The organism is Blautia sp. HCP3S3_C12 (assembly GCF_052064155.1).
GTDB lineage: Bacteria > Bacillota > Clostridia > Lachnospirales > Lachnospiraceae > Blautia_A.
Genome location: NZ_JBQHWC010000020.1, coordinates 1 through 23045, shown reverse-complemented (window position 1 = coordinate 23045; position 23045 = coordinate 1). Strand labels below are relative to the sequence as shown.

Here is a 23045-nt window from a genome sequence, read left to right as displayed (position 1 = left end):
AGAATCTCTCCTTTCTGTTAAACGCCATAGTATTCTCTTACTTCTTCTTTTAAAGCCTGGAAAAATTCCGGCATATTCATTGTTTTCAGAGTTTCTTCTATTTCTTTTTCATTTTCCAGTGTCTGCCCTTTTAATAATGCCGCATGAAATCCCTGATTTTTCTTTATAATTAAATCCTCCGATAATTCCAGTCTGTCTTCTTTTACATGTACTACATTTTCAAAATAATGTGTTTTCCTCTCTGACAATCCACCTACTGCAAAAACAGGTTCCGCATTATCCATGTTTCCTTTTACTATCAGGCTTAACGTTTCTACTGCATTAAGCAACATGCATACTCTTTCAGCTTTTTCCTCTGCTTCTGCTTCCTCCTGAAAGTTATCATCTTTTCCCACCATTTCCAAATCTATTGTTATACTGTAAATTTTTAAAGATTTATCATATTCGTACTGATATGGCATTAATCCTACCTGATCTGCATGATTCTGCACATTTAATCCATTTTCTTTTGCATAATTCGTGGCCATATAAAGGTTATTGTGAAATCTTGGCTGACTTACAAAGCTTTCGCAGGAAATGGCATCTGTTACGTAAAATGAACTATTTCTGATATATGTAGTGCCGTTTGTATTCATATATCCACCTTCTAAAGCTCTGCAATTAGATGCATTTGATTCTTCTGTAACTTTTTTCTGCACTGCTCCATCAATCTCTGTTTTCAAGTCTTCATATAAACCAGATTGAGTCATAATTGCATTTTTAAGACTCTCTCTGCTTCGAATTGTATACACTTTTCGATTTCTAAATACCTTTTGTACACTGGCGATATTTCCCAGAGATTCCGAATAATTAGATGTCATATTGGCTACTATTGTAATTGTCAAAGCTTTCTTATTCATTCTCCTTACCTCCCGTTTGCTTATCCTGAACTTTACTTTTCTTTGTCATCGCATTAGCAAATGTATAAGCTAATTCCTTGTTATCCTCAAAATTTTCAAATAAATCATAAACAAAATCAAATTGTATATCTGTATAATTGGACAATTGGGCAAGAATATCCAAAAATGCACTATAATCTTTCAGTGCAAGTGAACTTGTCAACCTCTGACGATAACTCTTTCTCTTATTCTCTGGTAATCTTTCAGCTACTTTTTTCGCACACGCATATGCAACAGTCATTCCTTTTGTCATGTTTTTTCCTCTTTCTTTTATCAACAAATTTAACTTAATCAATAAACTAACCAAGTATTCCGAGTCTCGTTTTAAAAAGAATTCTATCAATTCATCTGCATCTTTTAGGTTTAATATGCAATCCATGACTTCTTTTTGAACATCCAGATAATATTCTTTTCCTAATTGAACACTAAAACAAAAAGGTTCATATACCTCCAATTCAGACAGAATATCAATGCTACGTTTTCGAATATATAAAGTTTCAAAAAAATCTCTGTTTCTGTTTTTAGTTATCACTTCTACATCGTAATCTATGAAAGCAGAACTTTCTTGGATAGATTTAAATAAAATTTTTCGGGCAGTTTGATATTTGTCCGGTTTTTTTTCCTTTTCTTCTCTAAGTTTGTCTATTAACTGCTGATTTGTATCTATAAGTTGTTTGACAGAATAATTATCATTAATAAATAAAGATTCACGTTCTCCACAAAAAGCAAATGGGATAAAATCAAATAGCTGGCAGTCTTCAGATGCAAAGCTTTCTGTTCGAAATGCAAAAGAAAGATTTTTAGATTTTCTCGCACCATCTATATAATATCCCCAAAGTCGGCAACAATCTCGTTTTTCCTCAAACAATAAATTCGGGTTGGCAAAATCAGCATACATATCCGATTTGTTTCGGAATGTTTCCTGTGTCAATATTAACCTGTTTTTTCTTATACATTCTAATATTTCTACCTTATTATCTCCATCAAATTTGATTTTCCCAAATATTTTTTTCATAATCGCATTGCTTTTAAGTAATTCATTAATCTGCTTTTTCTCTTCCTGTGAAAATTCATCTTTTCTCAATTGAATTTCCAGTCTTTTATGCGGAAACGATAATGAATAATACTCCTCTGCAAATTCCAGAAATCTTTCCCGAGTAATATCTTCCTGATTGAATGCAAAATACTCGTCCTTAATCTCATATTCCAGATTCTGGTTATATAAATATTTTTCCAGACCTACAATTGCAGCAGAATATCTCCAATCTGAGGGAATAACATGCGTATTAAAAAGTGCATCATTTACTTTTTTTATCATTCTGCCCTCCTATATCTGCTGAATAATCTGCAACAAGCCATATCCCATCGACGAGTGTCCACCAACCCCTACCTGATAAAAATATTGCAGAATTTCAGGTTTTGCTTCTATAAGGAAAAATCCGATTGATATATCTATAAATTGTTTATATATGCGTGTTACAACCTTTTTTCCTGATATAGTTTTTATTTTTATCTCCTGCACCTCATTCTCAGCAAATCCCGCATAAATAGCTTGTCGCTTTAAACTATCGCCTGCTTTTTCTTCAAACTCTTTATCATTGATCGTATAATAATTGTCTGTATTGTTCTCTCTGAAATGTTCTCTAATAATCAATCCACCACCTGGAACAGTACGAAAGATTACTTTATCACTCGTAATCACTTCTTCTTGTACTTTTACAATTTTCTTAAGTATCATACTATTTTTATCTGGCAAAGGAAATCTTTTATGCTTCATTCCAATAAAAGCAAAATAAAAAATCTGCCCTATTTTGCTTTTATCACTTGCTGAAAATATTAATTTCAATCGAGGAGAAGCCAGAATAATTTTTTCTTTCTCATATTGCGGTTTATCAAATAATGGAACAAAACAATAATCTTTTCTGTCAGTCCCGGTAAAATAGTGTTCATAATATTTTCCCTGATTGCATTCTTCCAATGTTTTCTTCAAAAAAGAAACAAACATTGCCCGATTGTCAGACGGAATAATGTTCTTCTCTAGTTCAAAATATAATTCAATACGCACTTGCTACTCCTTCCTTACCATTTGCACATTTTTCCTATATTTTGATATTACTACATTTATTATCTATATACAATAGTTTTATTATTAAGTATAATTTTATAATACTTGGTTTATATTTGTTTTTTATTTCTTGCACTTGTTTACTGATTTGTTATATACTTTAATTGTATCTGTTGTTCCACATTGGAATGTAAAAAGTATTATAAATTTTTACAGAATTAATAGTTGTTCCACATTGGAATTTCTCATTGCCAAAGTTAAACAGGTATCTATATCTTTAACTGGCATCATTGGAGTAACAGAAAAGAGCGCGCATAGCAAATGCACGCTCTTTTCTGTTACTCCACCTTTATATCCATTTTTTCATTTACCCATCCTCTGATAGTTTCTTCACTTTCGCAAAGAATCCTGGCTACCTTTTCAATTGAATCTCCCTCTTTAAAAAGGGAATTTGCAATTTTACGCTTTTCCTCTTCTCGCCCAATCTTTATCCCATCATTTTTTCCAGCTTCATACTCAGCTTTCCGAAGTTTTCTTTTTTCCTCTTCCTCATTGTATTCAAATATACTCATAGCGACTACCTCCGCTCGATTCTTTTGCAGAAATTCTTTGAGAATTCCCTCCTGGATGCTTTCGCTCACTGCACGTTCTACTGCCGTATTCAGTTCCATTTCATTAGAATATCTGCGTACTTTGTCAACATACTGAGCATATTCTCTTAGTGTCCGGCATTCTTCCATCAGTTTTTTATTATGCCCTACATTGATATTTAATGTGATGACCTTTAATTCAAGATTTGGCTCTCCTGACATATTCTCATACGATTCTGACAGATAATCTACCCAACGGTCTTCTTTTTTCTCTGTTCCGTTATAGAATACGATAAAATTCGGTGTGGGTATTCTCAGTCTTGTTGATGTATACAGAGATTTCCAATCCACCAGTTTCTGATATTCACTGGAAATGTAAAACAAATCTCTTAAAGGCATGTTCGGGTTATACGTAGACTGATGTTCATACAGAAACAGATTCGTATTTATAATAAAAGCCAGATCATTCTTCATTCCCATATAGATTGCGTTCTCAAGTGTCACAATCTCTAATTGAGCAGCATCTGTATAAGAAGTTTCATTGATTGCATTATACAGCGACAACAGATTCTTTCTGTCTGAAAACAGCATACGGAAGACTGTATCTTTGTACTTACGGTTTGCAGTTGCTGTGTTGCCTTTCAATCGGTTTCTTTTCACAGTAATTTTTTTGTTCTTTCTTTTTGCCATTGGCAATACCTCCTGTTTTCCGCAGGAGTCAAAGAACATATCGTGCTATTCTTATCACTTCTCAGCTCCTGCTTTTCATAATTAACTGGAATTAAAAGCATGGATTTCTGAATTGAGATTAGAATAATCAGACGGCAAAAATGCCTTGAAATATAAGAGAAATATGCTTTATACTTATGTTAGCATTACTTACTCTTATTTTCAAGGCATTTTATATTCTTTTTATTTTATAAATTGTATGGAAGTTACTGTTCACACGCCACTGTCCCGCGAGGTGTTTTGGCATGAATATGCCAAAATCCCGAGACATACAAGCCAAAATTCCATTGCCGCAGGCAATCTGGAATGAATTTTGGCTACGTTACTGTGAACGGAGTGAACAGTAACGTATGGAAACTTTTTTATTCCTTATGTGTCCCTCTGACTACTTTGATTCCACGTTTTTCTATCATATTGCAGATCTGTGTGTCATCCTTGGACATTCATGCTTTCCATCCGGGAGACGACAGACACCTACGTGGATGGCACTGATCTTTTCGCTGACCAGTCTGTCTATCTTTTCCAGGATTCCTTTGTCTTCTATGGGGTCTGTCGGGTTGGCGCCTTTGCATCCGTTACAGGTCATCATTGCTGCCAGACAGGTATCTTCCGGATAATCCTGAAAGAAATCGGTTCTGTTCTGAAATGCTGCCAGGCATCCAACTCTGGCGCATACATTATTAGAATGAATACACGTCAAAATTCCTATTTTATTCATCTTTTTCCTCCATATATAGCAGGCCAGAGTCAAAATTTTTTCTGACTCTGGCCTGTCAATTCTCATATTATAAAAATAAAATATGCATCTTCCCGCGGCTGTCATTTACCACTTCCGAATCTACCTGGTAAATCCTTTTGATCAGCTCCGGAGTGAGTACTTCCTGTGGAGTTCCATATCCTTCCAGCACACCATCTTTCAATACATAAATCTTATCGCAGTATGCCGCCGCAATATTCAGGTCATGGATAGCTGATATTACAGTTACGTTAAGTTTCTTTACCAGTTCCATCAGCATGATCTGATGTGTGATATCCAGATGGTTAGTCGGCTCATCAAGGATCAGTGCAGGTGTCTGCTGTGCAAGTGCTCTTGCCAGAATAACCCTCTGTTGCTCTCCACCTGACAGCGTAGAAAATGTGCGATCCGCAAATGCATCCATCTGTACCGTTTTCAGTGCTTCTTCAACAATCCGGTAATCTTTTGCATTATCCCGTTCCAATGCTTTCTTATGAGGTGCACGTCCCATCAACACGACTTCCCGTACGGTAAAATCAAAGTTGTAGTAATTGTGCTGTGCCACAACTGCCATTTTTCTGGCGGAGCTTTTTACGCTCATGGAATGGAGTTCTTCGCCGTCCAGATAAACGGCACCTGCATCTGGCTTCAGGATACGGTAGATGCATTTTAATAATGTAGATTTTCCGCTTCCGTTTGGTCCGATGATCCCTACCAGTTCCTTATCCTTTGACTCTATGGAAATTCCCTTCAGTATCTGTCTGGCGTGAAATCCAACCTGAATATCTTCTGTAGTGATTTTCATTACTTACTACCTCCAAATCCATAGGATTTCCGCACAAGCAGATAAATAAAGCATGGAGCACCGATAATAGATACCAGCACACCGATCGGCATCTCAGAATTCTTCAGGATCACACGACATGCCACATCACACCAGATCAGGAATGATGCACCAAGCAGTGCACTTAATGGCAGTAATCTTCTGTGGTCTGTTCCAAACAGGATTCTGATCACATGAGGGATCACAAGTCCTACAAAGCCGATCACACCTGCACAATATACTGCAAACCCAATCATTACAGAAGCAACGATCAGATAAAAAGTTCTCAGCCTGTGCAAATCAGTTCCCAGTGTGATCGATACATCATCTCCTAACAGCATCAGATTCAGATTACGATATTGCGTCCAGAAAATAATCACACAGATCAATGTAACAGGAAGCATCACACCTGCTCTGCTCCAGCTTGCACCTGCAAGGCTTCCCATCGTCCACTTCATTACTTCTGTTGCTGCATTTTTGTCGTTGGTGATATAGATAACAAAATTGGAAAAAGCAGAACATACCGCACTGACAGCCATTCCGGCAAGGATCAGTTTGGCAGAAGTGGCTTTTCCGCCCATATTTGCAATAGCAATTACTGCAAAAGAAGTGACCATTGCACCAATAAATGCGGTAACACCGACTGAGTTTCCACCGAGAAATCCGCCAACTCCAAGCATGATCGCCAGTGTTGCACCAAGGGATGCACCGGATGAAATACCAAGTACATACGGATCTGCCAGTGGGTTCTGGACAATCGCCTGCATAACTACGCCACAGACGGAAAGAGCCATTCCAACTGCCAGAGCCAGCAGGACTCTGGGCAGCCGGATCAGCCACACAACATCGTGAACTGCGCCTTCTGCATAGGCGGACAAGCTTTTGATATGAAACAATTTATATGCAATGACACTGTAAACATCTTTCAGTGACAGATCTGCATTTCCAAAAGTGATTGCTGCAAGAATGGAAAAAATCAAAAATGCCGCAAGCCCGATAAGAACTGCCACATACATGGATGTCCTGAGCACACTGCCTTTTTTTATCTGTGAAACCTGTTCTTTCACTGTTATTTCCTCAATCAGTCAAGATTCACATCCGGATATAATCCTTTTGCGAAAGTTTCAATACCATCCTGTGTACGTGTTGCACTTGCGTACATTTCACTGAGCATGATCGGATAAACACGACCGTTCTTTACAGCGTCAAGGCTCTGAAGTGCTTCATCATCCTTGATAACGGCAAGCTGGCTTTCTTTTACAGTTTCCGGATCATCACCTGCATATGGCATGTATACAACAAAAATCACATCAGGGTTTGCTGCAATGATATCTTCTTTTCCTGCTGTAGAAGCATCCGGATTTGCCAGAGTCGCACCCAGTTGTGTTACCATATCTCCACCAAGGCTCTTTGCACCATAGTTTGTGATATCTTCTCCAAGAGGTTCCAGAACCATTACGCTTGGTTTCTCTTCTACATCTGCTGTTGCTGTAAGAGTTTTATCGATCACTGCCTTTGCATCATCTACGATTGCCTGTGCTTTGTCCTGTACATCAAAAATATTTCCAAGATTTAAGATGTCTGTAAATTCATTTTCCAGAGTTCTGTCTCCGTCAGGACGTGTGTTTGTGTTGTAATAAGTGTTGCAGCCTTTGTCGATCCAGTCTGTTACATTTCCGAGATTTTTATCAGAAAACAGGGAGCTCCAGGATAAGATCATGTCTGGCTCCAACATCGTTACAGTCTCAAGGGATGGGGTAAATTCATCAAGATAATTTGTTTTTGAAAATGCATCTTTAAGTTCATCCGGAACTTCATTGTCAAGACCTGCAGTAGCTACCAGACGGTCTTCCAGGCCAAGTGCAAGCATGGTTTCAATGCTTCCCTGATATACAGCAAGAACTTTCTCCGGTGCCTTTTCATAGGTTGTTTCGATTTCATTTCCATCATAATCATAGGTTGTGATGGTCAGAGGATATTCTGTCTTTGTACCTTCTGCGTCTGCTGTCTTATCTGCATCTGCTGAATCCTGTGCGTCTGCATCTTCCTGTGTATCAGAGTCTGCATCTGCTGCCGGCTGATTGTCCTCTTTGATTGTCTCAGAGTCTGCTCTCTCTGCTGCAAAAGCTGCCGGAGCTGCGGAAACTGCCATAGCTGCTGCCATCATAATTGCCATGATTCTTGTGGATAAATACCTGTTTTTCATTTGACTTCCTCTCTTTTCGTATATGTTATTTACCTGTTCGTGTAACCGAAAAGATGGGACTTCAGAAAAAGTAAAATAGAAGTGATAAGAATAACGGATACTTTTTACGGAAGCTCCTTCTTTACGCTGTCAGGCAGGTTTCCTGACTCACAGATCACAGAAAGTTCCCATAAAATAAAAACTGATACAACATCCATGCTTCAGCAGTTCATGAATATTGTATCAGAAATATTTCCAGATACTCTCTGGCAGCCGGATTCCGCCTTCTCACATATTTATGCAATGACATATTACAATCCCGCTTTTTTCTGTATACAGTGGCCGCAACCGTTCAGGCATTTCACCTGATTCCCTCTCACATTATCATACACAAAATCTGCGTATGATAATGTTCACTTAACAGCTATTCAATTACGCTGATATAATTTTAGCACACTGCTTTTATAATTACAACCATATTCGAGACACATCAGAATTCTTTCTTCTCCATAAGCCGGACACCAATCCAAAAAGATCCCATATATACAATTACTGTAAATAATACAACTCCGGCCAATACCATTCCCCAGTTCAGTCCATTCAGCCATGCACCGACTGCGTCTGCTGAAAGTCCCATTGTTTTTATCAGAATATAAACTACGGCAATTATAATAGCCCACATGACCATTGCAATATAACGTCCTTTTTCTGCTCCAAAATGTATTACAAGCGGGAGCGATACTGACAACATAAGAAGCGCCAGTGGAATGTATATCAGAGTGTCAATAATTTTCTCACTCAGGCACCCCTGAAGCTCTGCCACACCTTTACAGATCACTCCCGTTATTGCTTCAATTCCCCACGCTGCAGCCGTAAGCCCTGCTCCCAGCAGATATTTCTCCGCCACATACTGTTTTCTGGTAACCGGCAAGGTCATAAGAAATGCAAGACCATTATCAAACTCATCATAACTTATAGTTGTAATTGCAAAAATTGCTGTGGCAATCGTAAAATATCCTATAGCAAAACTGACGCTCCCGCTTCCTGCCAGATTCAGGATGACTCCCATTACAATAACCAGGATAAAAAACTGTTTCTGCTGTTTCATCAGTTCTATATCCTTTACAAATAATCCCTTCATACCTGTTCCTCCATCATCACTACCAGATCATCAATCTTTCCATTCTCAATTACAGCATCCGGGTAATTTTCCATATAAAATTGTTTCTGGTTTGTCAGACACCTGTATCCATAAGCTTCTTTCCGGATCTTAATAAGGTATTGCTGATCCAGTTTTTCGTACTCTTCTTCTGCAACTTTAAGAACTGCATAATCTGACAGCAGTACATCTGTATCCTCATGAAGGATAATTTTTCCGGCATGGATCATATAAAAATCGTCACAAAGACTCTCCAGATCTGATGAAATATGTGAACTGATCAGAATAGAACTGCTTTCATTTTCTTCCATATATTCTCTCAGCATGTTCAGCACCTCATCCCTGGCGATCACATCCAGACCAACTGTGGGCTCATCCAGAATCAGCAGTTCTGCCTTATGGCTTAATGCTGCCAGTACTTTAAACTTTGCTTTCATACCAGTGGAAAATTCTTTGATTTTCTTGTCTGTGGGCAGATTGAATCTTCTGCACTGCTGCAGGAATTTCTCTCTGTCAAAATCCGGATATATGCTTTTCATGATATTTGCCACGCCCGCTGCTGTCAGATACATACTGAAGCCTGAATCTGCAAAAACAACTGCCAGTTTCTGCTTATCCTCCGGCTTAAGCTCTTCTGCCTTTTTCCCAAAGACCTCTATCTCTCCGCCATCCGGATGAATCAAGCCGAGCAAAGCTTTAAATGTGGTGGATTTCCCGGAACCATTTCTTCCAATAAGTCCTGTAATCATCCCAGGCTGTACTTCCATAGAACAGTCCAGCGAAAAACCTCTGTAATGTTTCTGCAAATGACTGATTTTCAACATGTCTTAGTCCTCCATGATCATTTCAAAAAGATTTCTGATTTCCTCATCGTTCAGTCCACATCTTCTGCCCTTCATGATTGCCTGCTCCAGATCATGTTCTACTTCTTTGAGCTGTTCTTCCCTCATCAGGTTTTTATTTGTGGCTGCAACGTAGGTTCCTTTTCCATGAACAGTGACGGTAAATCCTTCTTCTTCCAGATTGTCGTAGGCTTTCTTCACAGTCAGGGCACTGATCTTCAGTTCCTTTGACAAACTGCGTACTGAAGGTAATACAGTGTCCGGCTGTAACTCTCCTCTGATAATCGCAGACTTAATCTGATCTATGATCTGTTCATAAATAGGTACCATGGATGAATTATTGATTATTATATGCATATGTTTCTCCTCCATCTACAAACAGTATATAACAGCGCATAACTGTTGTCAACTGTTTTATACTGTTATACACAAAAACCTCCGGACATTCCTGCCCGAAGGTTTTCGTTCATTTATATATCAGTTATCCAATATCACTGATCATTTGTCAGATGTAGCTTGTCCAGGATATAGAACACCAGGCTCAGTGCCATACCTACAACACATGCCAGTACCATGCCTGTCAGTTTTACATTTCCCAGATTCAGGGAGATTCCGGAAAGACCTACGATAAATACAACAGAGGTCAGTGTCAGGTTTCTGGATTTACCGTAATCTACCTTATTATCTACCAGCATACGAAGTCCTGATGTACCGATCATACCATAGAGTAGGAAAGAAATTCCTCCGATTACAGGACCGGGAATGGTATTGATCAGTGCTGCCAGTTTTCCAAGGAGGGAACAGCAGATAGAGAGAACAGCCGCACCTCCGATTACCTGCACACTGTAAACCTTTGTCATGGCCATAACACCAATATTCTCACCATAAGTAGTTGTGGGTACAGAACCCATACATGCAGACAGAGTTGTAGAAAAGAAGTCTGCAAAAAGAGAACGATGTAAGCCTGGTTCTTTCAGCAGATCTTTCCCTACAATCTTGCTGGTTACGATCTGATGTCCGATATGCTCGGATGTTACCAGAAGAAGTGCCGGGAAGATTGTCAAAATCGCTTCCAGATTAAATTTCGGATGCTGGAAATTAGGCAGCGCAAAGAATGTAGCCTCTTTTACTGCTGTAAAATCCAGGATTCCGCAGAGAACTGCTGCCACATATCCTGCAATGATTGCGATCAGGATTGGGATCACTGATAAGAATCCTCTAAACAGAATCTGTCCAAACACTGCAACTCCCAGTGTTACCAGAAATACGATCACATTTTTCATATCTATCTTATCGTCAAGAAGTCCTGCTGTACTTGCAGCACTTCCGGCAAGCTCCAGACCGATCAGTGCAACTACCGGTCCCATTGCAGCTGTGGGAAGCACGATATCAATCCATTTGGTTCCACATTTTCCAATGATCAGCGCCAGGATCATACCAGCAATGCCAAGAACTACAAATCCACCCAGTGCATACTGGTATCCGAATTTTGTCATGACCAGAATTCCCGGTGACAGAAAAGCAAAGCTTGATCCAAGGTAAGCCGGAGCTTTTCCCTTTGTGATCAAAATAAACAGTAAAGTTCCCACACCGTTCATCAGCAGTACGATGGCCGGATTGATCCCGAACAGAAACGGAACCAGTACAGATGCACCAAACATGGCAAACATATGCTGGATACTAAGCGGGATCAGCAGCTTTGCAGGCACCTTGTCTTCTACCTGAATAATTCTTTTTTCCACTTTTTCTTCCTCTCTTTTCCCTTATTTTTTCACATTTTGCTTCATTATACACATATTATTCTGAAAAATCCACTATCTTTTTCATGCACAAGAAAGAATCCTGCCCGGAGGGCTTTATTATGTTATAGGAACATTACGGAGTAATTTCCTATAACATAATAAAATCCCGGAGGCAAAAATACTTCCGGGATAAATAGCATAATATTGAACAGCAATAATTATCGTTTAGGTAACTTGGAAGGCTTGATTTTACTGGATTTTTGGAATGTAGTGTTGCAAACACGTTACAAACGTAGGACTACTCATTACTCCTCAGAACACCACATAGACTTCAATTAAGAAATCTGACAGCAAGTTCCTGAATAGCAAGTATCGGACCTTGTGCATATGTTTCTTGGGGATACGTTCTTTCCAGACGTTCTGTTTCTTTCATCAAAAAAGGAATCATTTCTACATCTCCTCGAAACCCAATTACTAAGCACAACATAGATCTTGAATATTCATTCCGGATATTGGAGTATTCTTTCATAAGCCAATCGCAACAGTTTTCTTCGCAGTGCAAGAAAAAATAAAGAGTATTTTCTATAAAGATATCCTGCCCGTTTTTCATAGTTTTTTCTTTTATGCATGGCATCATCACTGTTTCGTATTCCAGTAATTTTCCTCTTAATCTACTTCGGTTCCCTCCCGATAAAGGCTTTCGCATCAATTTCAACAGTTCTTCCGTTGTTTCTGCTTGTTCAATCATTCTTTTCGAACGCAAATCCTCTTCAGATTCACCAAGCGTTTTTTCTGAAATCGCATTGGCATATTCAACTGCTTCAGGCTCAAGATATAAACTATATTCAAATTTAGCTGCCGAGAAAGGTATATCCGGGTGTGTATCTAAAAATTTATGTACTTCTTTTTTACTAATAGTTGTCATAATGTTTCACAACCTCCTCCAGCAATGGCAAATCACAACATCTTTCCTTTATTCTCTTGTCATTGCCATTCAATTCTTCATCTTTCTTAAAAAGAATATCTCTTAATCTTTTTGCTGTTAACTGAATTTGTTCCCAATCAGCTTTAATACACTTATATTGATTTTGAAGCAAACGCTGATATTTTAAATCTTCCATTGCATCAATATCAATAAGAAGTAATGCCGATTCCACAACAGGTATCATATTATTAAAGTTGATTGCACCATATATTCCCTGATTAATTTTCCTAAAATCTTTTGTGTTCTTCATTTTACGATGCTTTTCTTTGGGCGATGCAAATGGAGTATAATATTTTATCCCATCAATCTCAAGTACCACGCCTACATACGGACGCTTTCCCTTTTTATTATCTGCAACTTTTGCATCATATTTTTTCAAATAATTGATGTATTCATCTTTGATATTATAAAATTTCATTTTTCCTCATCTGTCAAAAAAAGAGACGACATCACTCGCCTCTTTTTCAGGTTCTCTCTTTATGGTGGAGACTCACCGCTTTTTTAGGTTCTCTCTTTATGGTGGAGACTCACCTGCTTTTTTAGGTTTCCACTTTATGGTAGAAACTCACCTCAGACAATCTTTTGTCTATAATAAGTATATGCAATTCCTCCTAAAAAATCAATATAATTCCATAATTTTACTAAAATTCTCTAATAGTACATCGTGTTGATCTGCCGTTCTAACTGCCGGACGCTCCACACTGTGGAGCGACTTGGAAAGGTGCAATAAAATTGCCTCATATTACGCAGTCCTTGTACGCTAAATCCCTTCCCAAATTCTGCTGTTAGCTGTTCAGATAAATATTGAAGCAGCTTCTTTCCATATTCTGCTCTGTCATTTTCTCCACACGCTTTATAAATCAGTTCCCCAATCTCCCAATAAGTTATTACCATTGTGGAGTTCACCGCAGCACTTAACCTATGCTATGCTGTGCTGATACAATAGACTGGCGAATGGAATGATAGGTCTGTTCTGCATTTTGATTTATTTGCAGATTGTTATCCATTTTGTACTCTCCCTACTGTGGATGCTATTGAAATATTATACCACGGAATCAATAAAACTCTCAAATCAATATTTATTTATTGTAAAATCTCTTTCGGCTCTTTTCTGAGTGACAATGACGATCGAGTAGGAGACGGCTTTTGCCGCCGACCTCTCACACTACCGGACATGCGGTTCCGCATCCGGCGGTTCAGTTAACTTGACATCTCGCTTTACAAAGATATTCCTCTGCTGAGAGTAAACCAAATTTCTTCAAATATCTATATTAAAGTGTCTCGTACATTGCTTTTAATTCTTCCAGAATCTTCTCCTTTGTTCTGCCAACCAGCCCCAACTGTTTAATATCCACGTTTTCATTTTTCATACGCTGGACAAACTCTTGAATATCGGCATAAACTCCTTGGGGAGCCACTACCTTGGCGGTGGGATCAATCAACTCCGTCAGACGGAAAACATCATTCTTATGTTTCTTGATATTTTTGCTATCAACGTGTTCTCCTGCGGCCTTACGATCTGTCAAATCCATCCACGCTTTTGCCTTAAACGGAATCAAATATGCCGCATCCAAGACAGTCACTCCATCAACGGTGACTTTCCCCTGCTTCAAAAATTCATAGTAATCATCGTCCAAAAGAATAGCAGACAGACTCGAAATATCTTCGTCCATCGGTAACGGTGTTAGCACTGCATCTTCTGGAAGTTGGATGGCATCCAGCTTTCGCGTGAAAAGTTCAATCATTGCAGGATACTGATTTGTAATTGGGTGACTAAACCGATAAAACTGCGGCACACCCGAACTTTTGTTGCAATGCTCATATCCCGCCTGTTTTACATATTCCCAAAATTTCTTTCCGAAATTTGCGTCAACTGCTTCTATAATCAAAACAAGGTCAATATCCTTTGTCGCACGGAAGTCCAGTCCCTCCTCCGTCATCAGAATGTCACACGCAGTTCCACCAATGATAGCATATTGTTCTTCACTGCCCTTGAACCATTCCTTAAAGCTATCAATTCCTGTAACCATCTATCTTTCTCCACAGTTCATTCAGCATTTCTTCTACTGCTTCTTCAACCCGTTCATCTGCATCTTCTCTCAATGCCAATGCCAGCGAAAGCTCATCTACAATGTTTCGCGTGGACAATTTTCGTGGATTGTATCTCCACATCTCTACGGCCACTTGCACCTGCGAATTCTGCAAGCTATTGGTCATAACATCTTTCCATTGAGAGATTCTTTCTGCCGCATAACATCTGACATTCGGTGTGTTCAGCATGGAATACTCTGCCAACGCCGAATATCCACTTTCCAACAGCTCTGTTCCCACCAATTCTTTCGGAATATAAACCGTTCGTTTTATTGGATTCAGCAACTTATCTCCTGCTTTTTGGAACAGTGTTTTCGGAGAATCCTCAGATTGCATGATCCTCTGCACACCGACTTTTCTGATATGCAGCAATCCCATTTCTTCAAGCTGTCTTGATGCCCTTGATATAGAAGTAGGTGTCAGTTCCAAGTCTTTCGCAGCTTGACTTGTAGATAGTTCCTGTGCGCCTCCATAAATGAAATGCAGTAGAAGCATCTGCGCCGATGGAAGTATTTCTTCCCTTGTCTTTTTTTCGGCGCTGCACCGTTCCTGCAAATACACTGCCATAAAGGGCAAATAAATTTGCTTTCCATCTACAATAAATGGAATCTTCTCACGAATCAAATATTCTTTCTGGCGAAAGCTAAGTTCTTTTAGCACCAGCACAATAGGCAAGTTCTCATTATTCTGTATCCGAGCAATATGTTTTTTCAGTACTTCAATCTGCTCCAGTTCTGTCTTAGGATAAAGAAAAATCATCTTCTGTTCATTCATTGACACCATCTGTAAACGGTACCTTGTGGCTATAAAATTGGGCAAATGCTTAAACTCTACATCATCATAGGTAACCTTGACTCCCAGAACTTTATCGAGATATTCCATGTCATCACCTGCAATCTTAACTCTTTTTCTGTATTATAACTCTTTTTGAGTTAAGATGCAATATTTGAGTTAAGAACAGTTAAGAATCAACATTATTAAAAATTATTTTTACAAAAAACCCGATGCAACATGAGCATTACAGCCGCCAAACAAAACAGCGATTTTCAATCTTTTCATTGCTCTGCCTGCCTTTCTGCCAAATATTCCTCTAGACACAGCCCTTTTTCATACATCTCTGTGGCAGCCTCAACGCCAACATACCGATAATGCCATACTTCCTCGGCAACGCCCGTGATGTCGGTTTTATCTCCAGGGTAACGGAAGATAAAACCGTATTTGTAGCTGTTTTCTTGCAGCCAGGAATAAAGATCATAGGTGGCTCCGTTGATGTCCACGGCTAAACCAATTTGATGTTCACTGTATCCGGGAACAGATACCCATTGCTTTGCCAGTTCCTCCGCTTCGCTCTGGGAATTTCCCTCTTTGCGGTATCCAGCCACTTTGTCGTCATAGAGCTGCTGCTTTTTCTGCGTGCGGTAACCGGATACGACCATAGGCAGTTGATCCCAATTTCCTTCCTTTGCTGCTTCCAACATCTCCATGAGAGGATCATAGATGCGTTCATCTACTTTCTCACCGCCGGGCACCTCTACCAGTTTTGGCTCGTAGTTTTCGGGGATCGCGTTTTCATAGTTTACCAACACCAAGTTCCAGTCGGTGTCATCATTTGCTGTCTGCGTGTTTTGGGGTGAGCTTTCATCCAAAAGGCCAACTTGCACATCATCAGGCCCCTGCGTTGTGGTGTCGTTTACTTGGGAATTTTCAGGCGATTCTTTATCTCCAAACAATGTGAACGCATATACACAAACAGCCACGACTAGAATGACTGTGGCAATACTTCCCCAAGGAAAGCGCCTCCGCCGCTGCTTTTGCCTCCAGCGATGACCTTCATTGGGAACAGGCAGCATTTTTTCTTCCATCATATAAAGCCTCCTTTCTGAAGGGGAACAAAAGCGCCCCTGTCAGCATTTATTGTACTGAACAGCGGCGCTTGGAACTTTAATATGAAGTTGTTTATTTCCTAAGAAAATCCTAATGTAAGGGGGAGATTTTACTTATGTTCTATCCAGCGGCGGTCCACAGCTTTGCATCGGACACCACTTTCCCTCTCATATGATATTTGTCAACAGAAATCTGGATTTGAAATGTGTAGGCGGTGTTGTTTTTGACCTTCAAATCCAGCCGGCCTTCCGCCACCGCCGCGTCAATTCCTTGGGGAATGCCGGGCGTATTGCGGTGAAGGTCGATTCCATGTGTATGCTGTTCTGTAACAGTCAGCGGAGTATCCTTCCCATCATTTCGCTCCTTTCGGTGATTTGTTTCATAAAAGAGCAAATCCATGCTCCTGTCAGTATCATTCTACTGGACAAGAGCATGGATTGTTTTAATAAGAAGTTGATTGATTCCTAAGAAAATACAAAGAAATTGCTAATTTGACAACGGCAAAGAGACTGTAAATGTAACCACATGATTTTTGCTGGATGCGCTGATTGCCCCGCCATGCAGCGTGACGATCTCCTTTGCTATGGCTAATCCAAGCCCTGTGCCGCCTGTATCAGAGGAACGAGACTGATCTGCCCGGTAGAATTTATTGAAAAGAGACGCCAATGCCTCATTTGGAATATCTTCGCCGCTGTTCTGAAACCGAATGATGACTTCATGTTCCAATTTTTCTGCGGAGATCACAATCTCGGTATGTGGGAAGCTATACGATACGGCATTTTTCAGAATGTTGTTGAATACCCGTGCCAGCTTTTCCGGATCGGCTTCGATGGTCAAGTTCTCGTCAAGATGCAGGGTAACGGTGTTTCCCCTGGGAGCCAAAACAGGAGACAATTCATCCGATAGTTGGACCAGCATATAATAAAGGTCGATGGTTTCCTTGGACAAGGTGATTTTCTGAGATTTATATTTTGTGATCTCAAAGAATTCATTTACCATCGTCTCCAGTCGGTAGGCTTTTTCCAACACGATATGAACCCGCGCAGCCCTCTGCTCAGGGGGCATATTCGGATCTTCCTCCAACAGATTGAGGTATCCAATTACAGATGTGAGTGGGGTCCGAATATCATGGGCCAGGTACATAACCAATTCGTCTTTCCGCTGTTCAGCCAAAGCGGTTTCCATTTTTCGTTCTGCCAAAGTTTGTTTTACAGAGTTTAGCTTCCGCTCAAATGGCAGCATTTCCGGTGACAACTGGATTTGCTTTTCATCGTCTGCCAGCAATGACTCTATCCCTTGATTGACTTCTCTGAAATAGCCGGTAACCCACCGGAAAATTCGTACCATGAGGACTGTAAATATTAGAAGAACGGCCACAGCGAAAAAAATTTCTTTATTACCTCGAAAATGGTCACCGTAATAATAAAATGCTGCTTCATGCTTCATGTCGAATACGGTTTCCAGAATCCATACAATCAAATCGCCAATTCGCTGTTTCCAGATGAAAAGATACAGCCCCACCACCACAACGATAGAGGTAATGACATTCATGCAAACTCGTCGAATGAGTTTGGATTGAAAAGCAAAGTATTCGTCTTTTTTATCAACTTTCAATTTTATATCCTACCCCCCATATCGTCTTAATGAATCTGGGCTTGTCCATGCTATCTCCCATTTTCTCCCGCAGGTGGCGGATATGCACGGTGATGGTGTTGTTGGATTTGCTGTAATACTCGTCCTGCCAGATTTTGTGAAACAAATCTTCTGAACTGACTACATTCCCGGTATTTTCCAGAAGAATACGCAGGATCGAAAACTCCGTAGGTGTCAGCACCAAGGGCGTTTCCCCCAAAAAGCAGGTATGTGCCTTGATATTCATTGTCAAGGAACCGCAAACAAGATTATCTTCTGATGCGGCAGACGAGGTTTCACCGGTATCAGAATGAGCAGGATTGTACTTTTGATACCGGCGAAGCTGAGACTTTACCCGTGCAATCATCTCCAGAGGGCGAAACGGCTTTGTAATGTAATCATCCGCTCCAAGAGTAAGGCCGGTAATTTTATCAGTCTCAGCATCTTTGGCTGTCAGCATGATGATGGGGTAGGTATGATGTTCCCTGATTTTCTTGCATAGAGTGAATCCATCTATGTCAGGAAGCATAATATCCAAAATTGCAAGATCAATGGGGGTTGTTTCAATGCAGTTAAGGGCTTCTTGGGCCGTATAAAATTTGAATACAGTGTAGTTTTCGTTTTTCAAATAGACTTCTATTAAATCCGCAATTTCTGTTTCGTCATCGACTACTAATATTTTATTAGACATAAAGTCACTCTCCCTTCAAAGAGTATATATTATTATATTATCAAAGTCAAACACAGCACATCCTTATTATTTCATGAGAAAACATTAAGATTTTCCTAATTTCTCACAGATTGCAATATCTTGGGGCTGAATTTTGGCAAGTTAAGAAACCCCTTGATATATTAGTCGTATCTGTTCATCTCTAAGCTATATTATATTTCGTTCTTATTTATTAAGCAATGATTCGCCTATTAAATCAGGTCCACAACCAGAACAATCATACTTGTTTACCAGTATAATAAGGTCATTCCACAGCCGCAACCGGCACGATAAAATATTGTTGAGGTGAACGATTATGCCAGTTGATGATTTGGGCAAATTGGGAATGAGAATGCGCACTGCTCGAAATGAAATGGGGCTTACACAACAACGGCTTTCTGATTTCTAATTGTTGCTGTTGTTTCTGGAAATAGAAAAAGCCGCCACTTCAAAATCATAAAGTGACGGCCCTTTCTAATGCCGGAATCTCTGAAACAAAAAAGCACCCAGTTATTGTTACTGAGTGCCTGCATTAGAATCGTATTTAATTGTTCAGATTTGGTCAGATTATGCCAAACCCTCCAGCGAAAAATCCGGTGTCTGAGAGTGCCAAAATCACCCTCAAAAATACCCCCGAAATTGCTCTCCGGTTGTCCTATATTTAACCACTAAAAATTGGGTGAAAACGGCTCTCGTTTGGTCAAATGAGGTCAAACTATATCAGCCCGTTTAGGTATAAGAAAACCCCGGAAAACCTTGATTTTCCGGGGTTTTTGAACCATTTTGATATAGTCTGAGCAGTCGATTATCGTTTGCTGAACTGAGGAGCTCTACGAGCTGCTTTGAGACCGTATTTCAATCGTCTGAGCGATGATTTTCCTTGATATTCCGGGCTTTTTTGAGCCTCGGCCCCTCGGTTGTCCTATTCCTTAACCCAAAAAACAGGCCACTTTTACGAGGGGACAGCTTGATGAAATGCAGAATTTACTACATCGAATAGCTGTTCTGGTTTATTATACTTTACTCTTGCATAGATGTCCATAGTTGTCTTGCTGTTCTCATGTCCGGCAAGGTACTGGACCGTCTTGGGGTCAACACCTGCATACAGAAGATTGGTGATGTAGGTATGCCGCAGCAGGTGCGGTGTCACATCGAAGTCCAGGCTATACACAATGTTGGGATTGTTTTTCTGATGTCCTCCCAGACTCGGCTGAACAGTGTACTTGATGCTCTGTCCGTTCACATACTTATAATAGGTACGCTCCTTGGTAGACCGAACAACGATGTACTGCCAGACACGTTTGAACTGCGAATATGACAAGGGCTGTCCCTCACTATCGGCAATCACATATTCCGATTTGGAGGCAGCCTTGGCTTCCCGCAGACAATTCACAAGGCATTTGGGAATGGGAATATCCCTTCTTGCTGCTTTCGTCTTAAGCGTTGTAGAGATAACCGGTCTGTTATGCTCTGATCGCCATGCGCGCCGCACAGAGATATATGGAGTGGGTGCATCGAGGAACACACAATCCCATTGCAAGGCGAGAGCTTCTTCTCGGCGCAGACCGGCATATAAGCCGATCATGGTAAACAGATACGGCGGAAGTCCTTTGACGGTTTCCAGCAGCACTTCCACCTGCTGGTCTGTCAGCGAATCTTTCTTTTGGGTCGGTTTCCCTCCTTTTGCCGAAATCCCCTCACACGGATTGTATTCCAGCAACTGGCTCCGCTCTGCCGAGTAAAAAATGCACTTGAGGAGCATATTCACCGTATTGTGCAGGCTCTCGGACTTATTGGACAATGGGATCAGCGCCAGACGAATATCATCCGCTGTTACTTCCTCCATATACATATCTCCCAAAGGCTTGATAATGTAGTTCTTCATATTGGAGGCGTAGCCCTTCAGTGTAGCCGGCGACACTTTTGCGGATTGCATCAACAGCCACTTCTCACAATACTCGGCCACAGTAGGATGCTCCCGGTGGAAGATGATCTCCGCTACCTGGCGTCTCGCCTCCTGCTCTTTATCGTACAGTTCCTCGCAGGTAGTCCCATACAAGCTCACCTGCTTGCCGTCTGCGTCCAGAATCCGGGTTCTGTAATACAGGACACCCTTTCGTGTGACGGTTCCATATTGAGGTATGTTTTTTTTCTTCTTTGCCATAATTAATTTCCTTTCTCGCGTGGTGATGTATCTACACCTCCTTTTTATCAGAGATTTCAAATTGAATCAAAGATACGGCCAAGGAAAAACTAAGAGCGAGACATCCTTGTCTCGCTCTTACTTCATTTTCTGAATTGTTCGGAACTTACACAGCGTCCCATAAGTCAAAGGCACAGCCCATTGCTTTGACAAGATCATCCGGCCTGTTGTATTTGACCTTTGCGTAAATGTCCATCGTGATTTTGCTGCTTTCATGGCCCGCCAAATATTGTACCGTTTTGGGGTCCACCGAAGAATGAATCAGATTGGTGATGTAGGTGTGCCGCAGCTGATGCGGTGTCACTTCAAAATCCAGGCTATATACCACATGGCCGTTATTCCTGGCTTTTTCTCCAAGTTTCGGGTAAAGCATATATTTTACATACTTTCCGTCCACAAGTTTTCTGGCCATTCTCGGCTTTGCAGTCCGCGTCACAATATACTGCCACAGCCGCTTAAACTGTGTATAGGATAGCGGATCACCGTCCCGATTGGCAATCACATAATCCGAAGTGGATTTTTTCTTTGCATCTTTCAGACATTCAACCAGACAGACCGGGAGAGGAATGTTTCTTTGTGCCGCTTTGGTCTTTAGCTCGGTAAGAATGACCGGCCTGTTATGTTCTGTGTGCCATGCCCGCCGTACCGTTAAGTACGGAGCCTCTGCATCCAGATACACAGAATCCCATTGCAGCGCCAGGATTTCTTCCCGGCGCAGACCGGCATATAAACCGATCATCACAAATACATAGGGCGGCAAATCCCGGATCGTGTCCAAAAGCCGCTCAACCTGTTCATCCGTCAATGCCTGTCTTTCTTCCTGGGGAACTCCTCCCTTTGCATCCAGGTATATGGTCGGGTCCTCGTCAATCACATGGCTCTCCTTGGCCGCCCGGAAAATGGACTTGCAGAGAATCACCACAGACTTATAAACCGAAGCCGACTTCTTGGAAACAGGTACGAGGGCAAGTTGGATGTCATCCAGGGATACATCAGCCATTCTCTTGTCTCCCAGCCCTCCAATAATGTGCCGCCGCACCTTAGAGGTATAATCTGTCAAGGTGGTGGCCCGAACATGGACGGACTGCATCAGCAGCCACTTCTCACAGTACTCAGCAACCGTAGGCGATCTTCGACGAAACGTAGTACTGTCAATCTGCTCTAACGCCTCCAGTTCCTTGTCATAAAGCTTTTCGGGCGTCTTTGCATAAAGCGCCACTCTGTTTCCATCCGAATCTTCGACTCTGGTTCTATAATATTCAATGCCGTTAAGCACGACCGTACCATATTGAGGAATTGCCCTTTTTCTTTTTGCCAATTCCGTCACCTCCTAAGAATAATGTCCAGCGCTGTACCTTTGTTTTATCAGACATATTAGGTTCCAGCAAGGATACGGAACAGCTCAAGCTCGGACACTTCGCAGCTTGCGGTATGTAGCGCTTTTTTCCACTGGCTTTGCACGATGGGTGCATTTTGCGATATACTCCTGAAGGCCAGCATCTGTAAAGTACACGCAACCATTTTGCACATACTGAACATAGGAAATTAGCCCACTGTTTCGAGCTGCATCCAAAGTGGCAATGCTAATCCCCAGTAATTTGGCAGCCTCTTTCCGCGAAATCAATTTTTCCATAGGTGGTCCCGGTAATTGTCAAGATAGTTGTCAGTAAAATCTTGATTTTTTATTGGTTACATATACATCTGGGCTGCCGGACTTTACTCCGGGCTGAGA

The 23045-nt window shown here is 40.8% G+C and carries 22 protein-coding genes, 1 pseudogene and 1 riboswitch; all 23 genes and pseudogenes read right to left on the bottom strand.

Annotation, left to right across the window (positions count from 1 at the left end; genetic code table 11):
* Nucleotides 1-17: 17 nt before the first annotated feature.
* Nucleotides 18-899: a type I-B CRISPR-associated protein Cas7/Cst2/DevR gene (gene cas7i / locus ACTNDS_RS13685; RefSeq protein ID WP_441036373.1), complete on the bottom strand. Its 882-nt coding sequence runs from the start codon at nt 897-899 to the stop codon at nt 18-20.
* Nucleotides 892-2256 (bottom strand): type I CRISPR-associated protein Cas8a1/Csx8, encoded by a 1365-nt coding sequence (gene cas8a1, locus ACTNDS_RS13680; RefSeq protein WP_118587920.1) that lies wholly within the window; start codon nt 2254-2256, stop codon nt 892-894. The genes cas7i and cas8a1 overlap by 8 nt, the downstream gene beginning before the upstream one ends.
* A gap of 9 nt (nt 2257-2265) precedes the next feature.
* The gene (locus ACTNDS_RS13675) at nt 2266-3003 is read right to left on the bottom strand and encodes a CRISPR-associated endoribonuclease Cas6 (RefSeq protein WP_441036371.1); all 738 of its coding nucleotides are present in this window, start codon (nt 3001-3003) and stop codon (nt 2266-2268) included.
* 338 nt (nt 3004-3341) lie between these two features.
* Nucleotides 3342-4283 carry a hypothetical protein gene (locus ACTNDS_RS13670; RefSeq protein WP_441036369.1) on the bottom strand — a complete coding sequence of 314 codons (942 nt, stop codon included), beginning with the start codon at nt 4281-4283 and terminating at the stop codon, nt 3342-3344.
* A 448-nt stretch (nt 4284-4731) separates the two neighbouring features.
* Nucleotides 4732-5040, bottom strand: coding sequence for a CGGC domain-containing protein (locus ACTNDS_RS13665; protein ID WP_441036367.1), 309 nt, complete (start codon nt 5038-5040; stop codon nt 4732-4734).
* Between the two features lie 67 nt (nt 5041-5107).
* Nucleotides 5108-5863: an ABC transporter ATP-binding protein gene (locus ACTNDS_RS13660; RefSeq protein WP_008705921.1), complete on the bottom strand. Its 756-nt coding sequence runs from the start codon at nt 5861-5863 to the stop codon at nt 5108-5110.
* A complete protein-coding gene (locus ACTNDS_RS13655; protein WP_441036365.1) occupies nt 5863-6948 on the bottom strand; it encodes a FecCD family ABC transporter permease in 1086 nt (361 codons plus the stop codon). The genes ACTNDS_RS13660 and ACTNDS_RS13655 overlap by 1 nt, the downstream gene beginning before the upstream one ends.
* Nucleotides 6949-6962: 14 nt before the next feature.
* Nucleotides 6963-8087: an ABC transporter substrate-binding protein gene (locus ACTNDS_RS13650; protein ID WP_441036363.1), complete on the bottom strand. Its 1125-nt coding sequence runs from the start codon at nt 8085-8087 to the stop codon at nt 6963-6965.
* 115 nt (nt 8088-8202) lie between these two features.
* Nucleotides 8203-8478: riboswitch (cobalamin riboswitch) on the bottom strand.
* 78 nt (nt 8479-8556) lie between these two features.
* On the bottom strand, nt 8557-9207 hold the full coding sequence (locus ACTNDS_RS13645; protein WP_441036362.1) for an ABC-2 transporter permease: 651 nt from the start codon (nt 9205-9207) through the stop codon (nt 8557-8559).
* Entirely contained in the window at nt 9204-10049 is an 846-nt protein-coding gene (locus ACTNDS_RS13640) for an ABC transporter ATP-binding protein (protein ID WP_441036360.1), read from the bottom strand. Before ACTNDS_RS13640 ends, ACTNDS_RS13645 begins: the two co-directional genes overlap by 4 nt.
* A 3-nt stretch (nt 10050-10052) precedes the next feature.
* On the bottom strand, nt 10053-10424 hold the full coding sequence (locus tag ACTNDS_RS13635) for a GntR family transcriptional regulator (RefSeq protein ID WP_008705927.1): 372 nt from the start codon (nt 10422-10424) through the stop codon (nt 10053-10055).
* Nucleotides 10425-10558: 134 nt separating this feature from the next.
* Nucleotides 10559-11809 carry a uracil permease gene (gene uraA, locus ACTNDS_RS13630; protein WP_441036358.1) on the bottom strand — a complete coding sequence of 417 codons (1251 nt, stop codon included), beginning with the start codon at nt 11807-11809 and terminating at the stop codon, nt 10559-10561.
* Between the two features lie 331 nt (nt 11810-12140).
* On the bottom strand, nt 12141-12734 hold the full coding sequence (locus tag ACTNDS_RS13625) for a hypothetical protein (RefSeq protein ID WP_441036356.1): 594 nt from the start codon (nt 12732-12734) through the stop codon (nt 12141-12143).
* Nucleotides 12721-13212, bottom strand: a complete 492-nt coding sequence (locus tag ACTNDS_RS13620) for a type III toxin-antitoxin system ToxN/AbiQ family toxin (RefSeq protein WP_441036354.1) — start codon at nt 13210-13212, stop codon at nt 12721-12723. Before ACTNDS_RS13620 ends, ACTNDS_RS13625 begins: the two co-directional genes overlap by 14 nt.
* Before the next feature lie 233 nt (nt 13213-13445).
* Nucleotides 13446-13688: a DUF1016 N-terminal domain-containing protein gene (locus ACTNDS_RS13615; RefSeq protein ID WP_441036353.1), complete on the bottom strand. Its 243-nt coding sequence runs from the start codon at nt 13686-13688 to the stop codon at nt 13446-13448.
* A 377-nt stretch (nt 13689-14065) separates the two neighbouring features.
* Nucleotides 14066-14824 (bottom strand): hypothetical protein, encoded by a 759-nt coding sequence (locus tag ACTNDS_RS13610; protein ID WP_441036351.1) that lies wholly within the window; start codon nt 14822-14824, stop codon nt 14066-14068.
* Nucleotides 14808-15767, bottom strand: coding sequence for a MarR family transcriptional regulator (locus tag ACTNDS_RS13605; RefSeq protein ID WP_441036349.1), 960 nt, complete (start codon nt 15765-15767; stop codon nt 14808-14810). The genes ACTNDS_RS13610 and ACTNDS_RS13605 overlap by 17 nt, the downstream gene beginning before the upstream one ends.
* A gap of 173 nt (nt 15768-15940) precedes the next feature.
* Nucleotides 15941-16516 (bottom strand): annotated as a pseudogene (locus tag ACTNDS_RS13600) (M15 family metallopeptidase); the annotation flags it as partial.
* A gap of 373 nt (nt 16517-16889) precedes the next feature.
* Nucleotides 16890-17162, bottom strand: a complete 273-nt coding sequence (locus ACTNDS_RS13595; RefSeq protein WP_441036347.1) for a VanW family protein — start codon at nt 17160-17162, stop codon at nt 16890-16892.
* Between the two features lie 93 nt (nt 17163-17255).
* Nucleotides 17256-18389: a sensor histidine kinase gene (locus tag ACTNDS_RS13590; RefSeq protein WP_441036418.1), complete on the bottom strand. Its 1134-nt coding sequence runs from the start codon at nt 18387-18389 to the stop codon at nt 17256-17258.
* On the bottom strand, nt 18373-19092 hold the full coding sequence (gene vanR / locus ACTNDS_RS13585) for a VanR-ABDEGLN family response regulator transcription factor (protein ID WP_118582214.1): 720 nt from the start codon (nt 19090-19092) through the stop codon (nt 18373-18375). The genes ACTNDS_RS13590 and vanR overlap by 17 nt, the downstream gene beginning before the upstream one ends.
* 970 nt (nt 19093-20062) lie before the next feature.
* On the bottom strand, nt 20063-21274 hold the full coding sequence (locus ACTNDS_RS13580) for a tyrosine-type recombinase/integrase (protein WP_002576318.1): 1212 nt from the start codon (nt 21272-21274) through the stop codon (nt 20063-20065).
* Nucleotides 21275-21419: 145 nt separating this feature from the next.
* The gene (locus ACTNDS_RS13575) at nt 21420-22631 is read right to left on the bottom strand and encodes a tyrosine-type recombinase/integrase (RefSeq protein ID WP_002576319.1); all 1212 of its coding nucleotides are present in this window, start codon (nt 22629-22631) and stop codon (nt 21420-21422) included.
* Nucleotides 22632-23045: the final 414 nt, after the last annotated feature.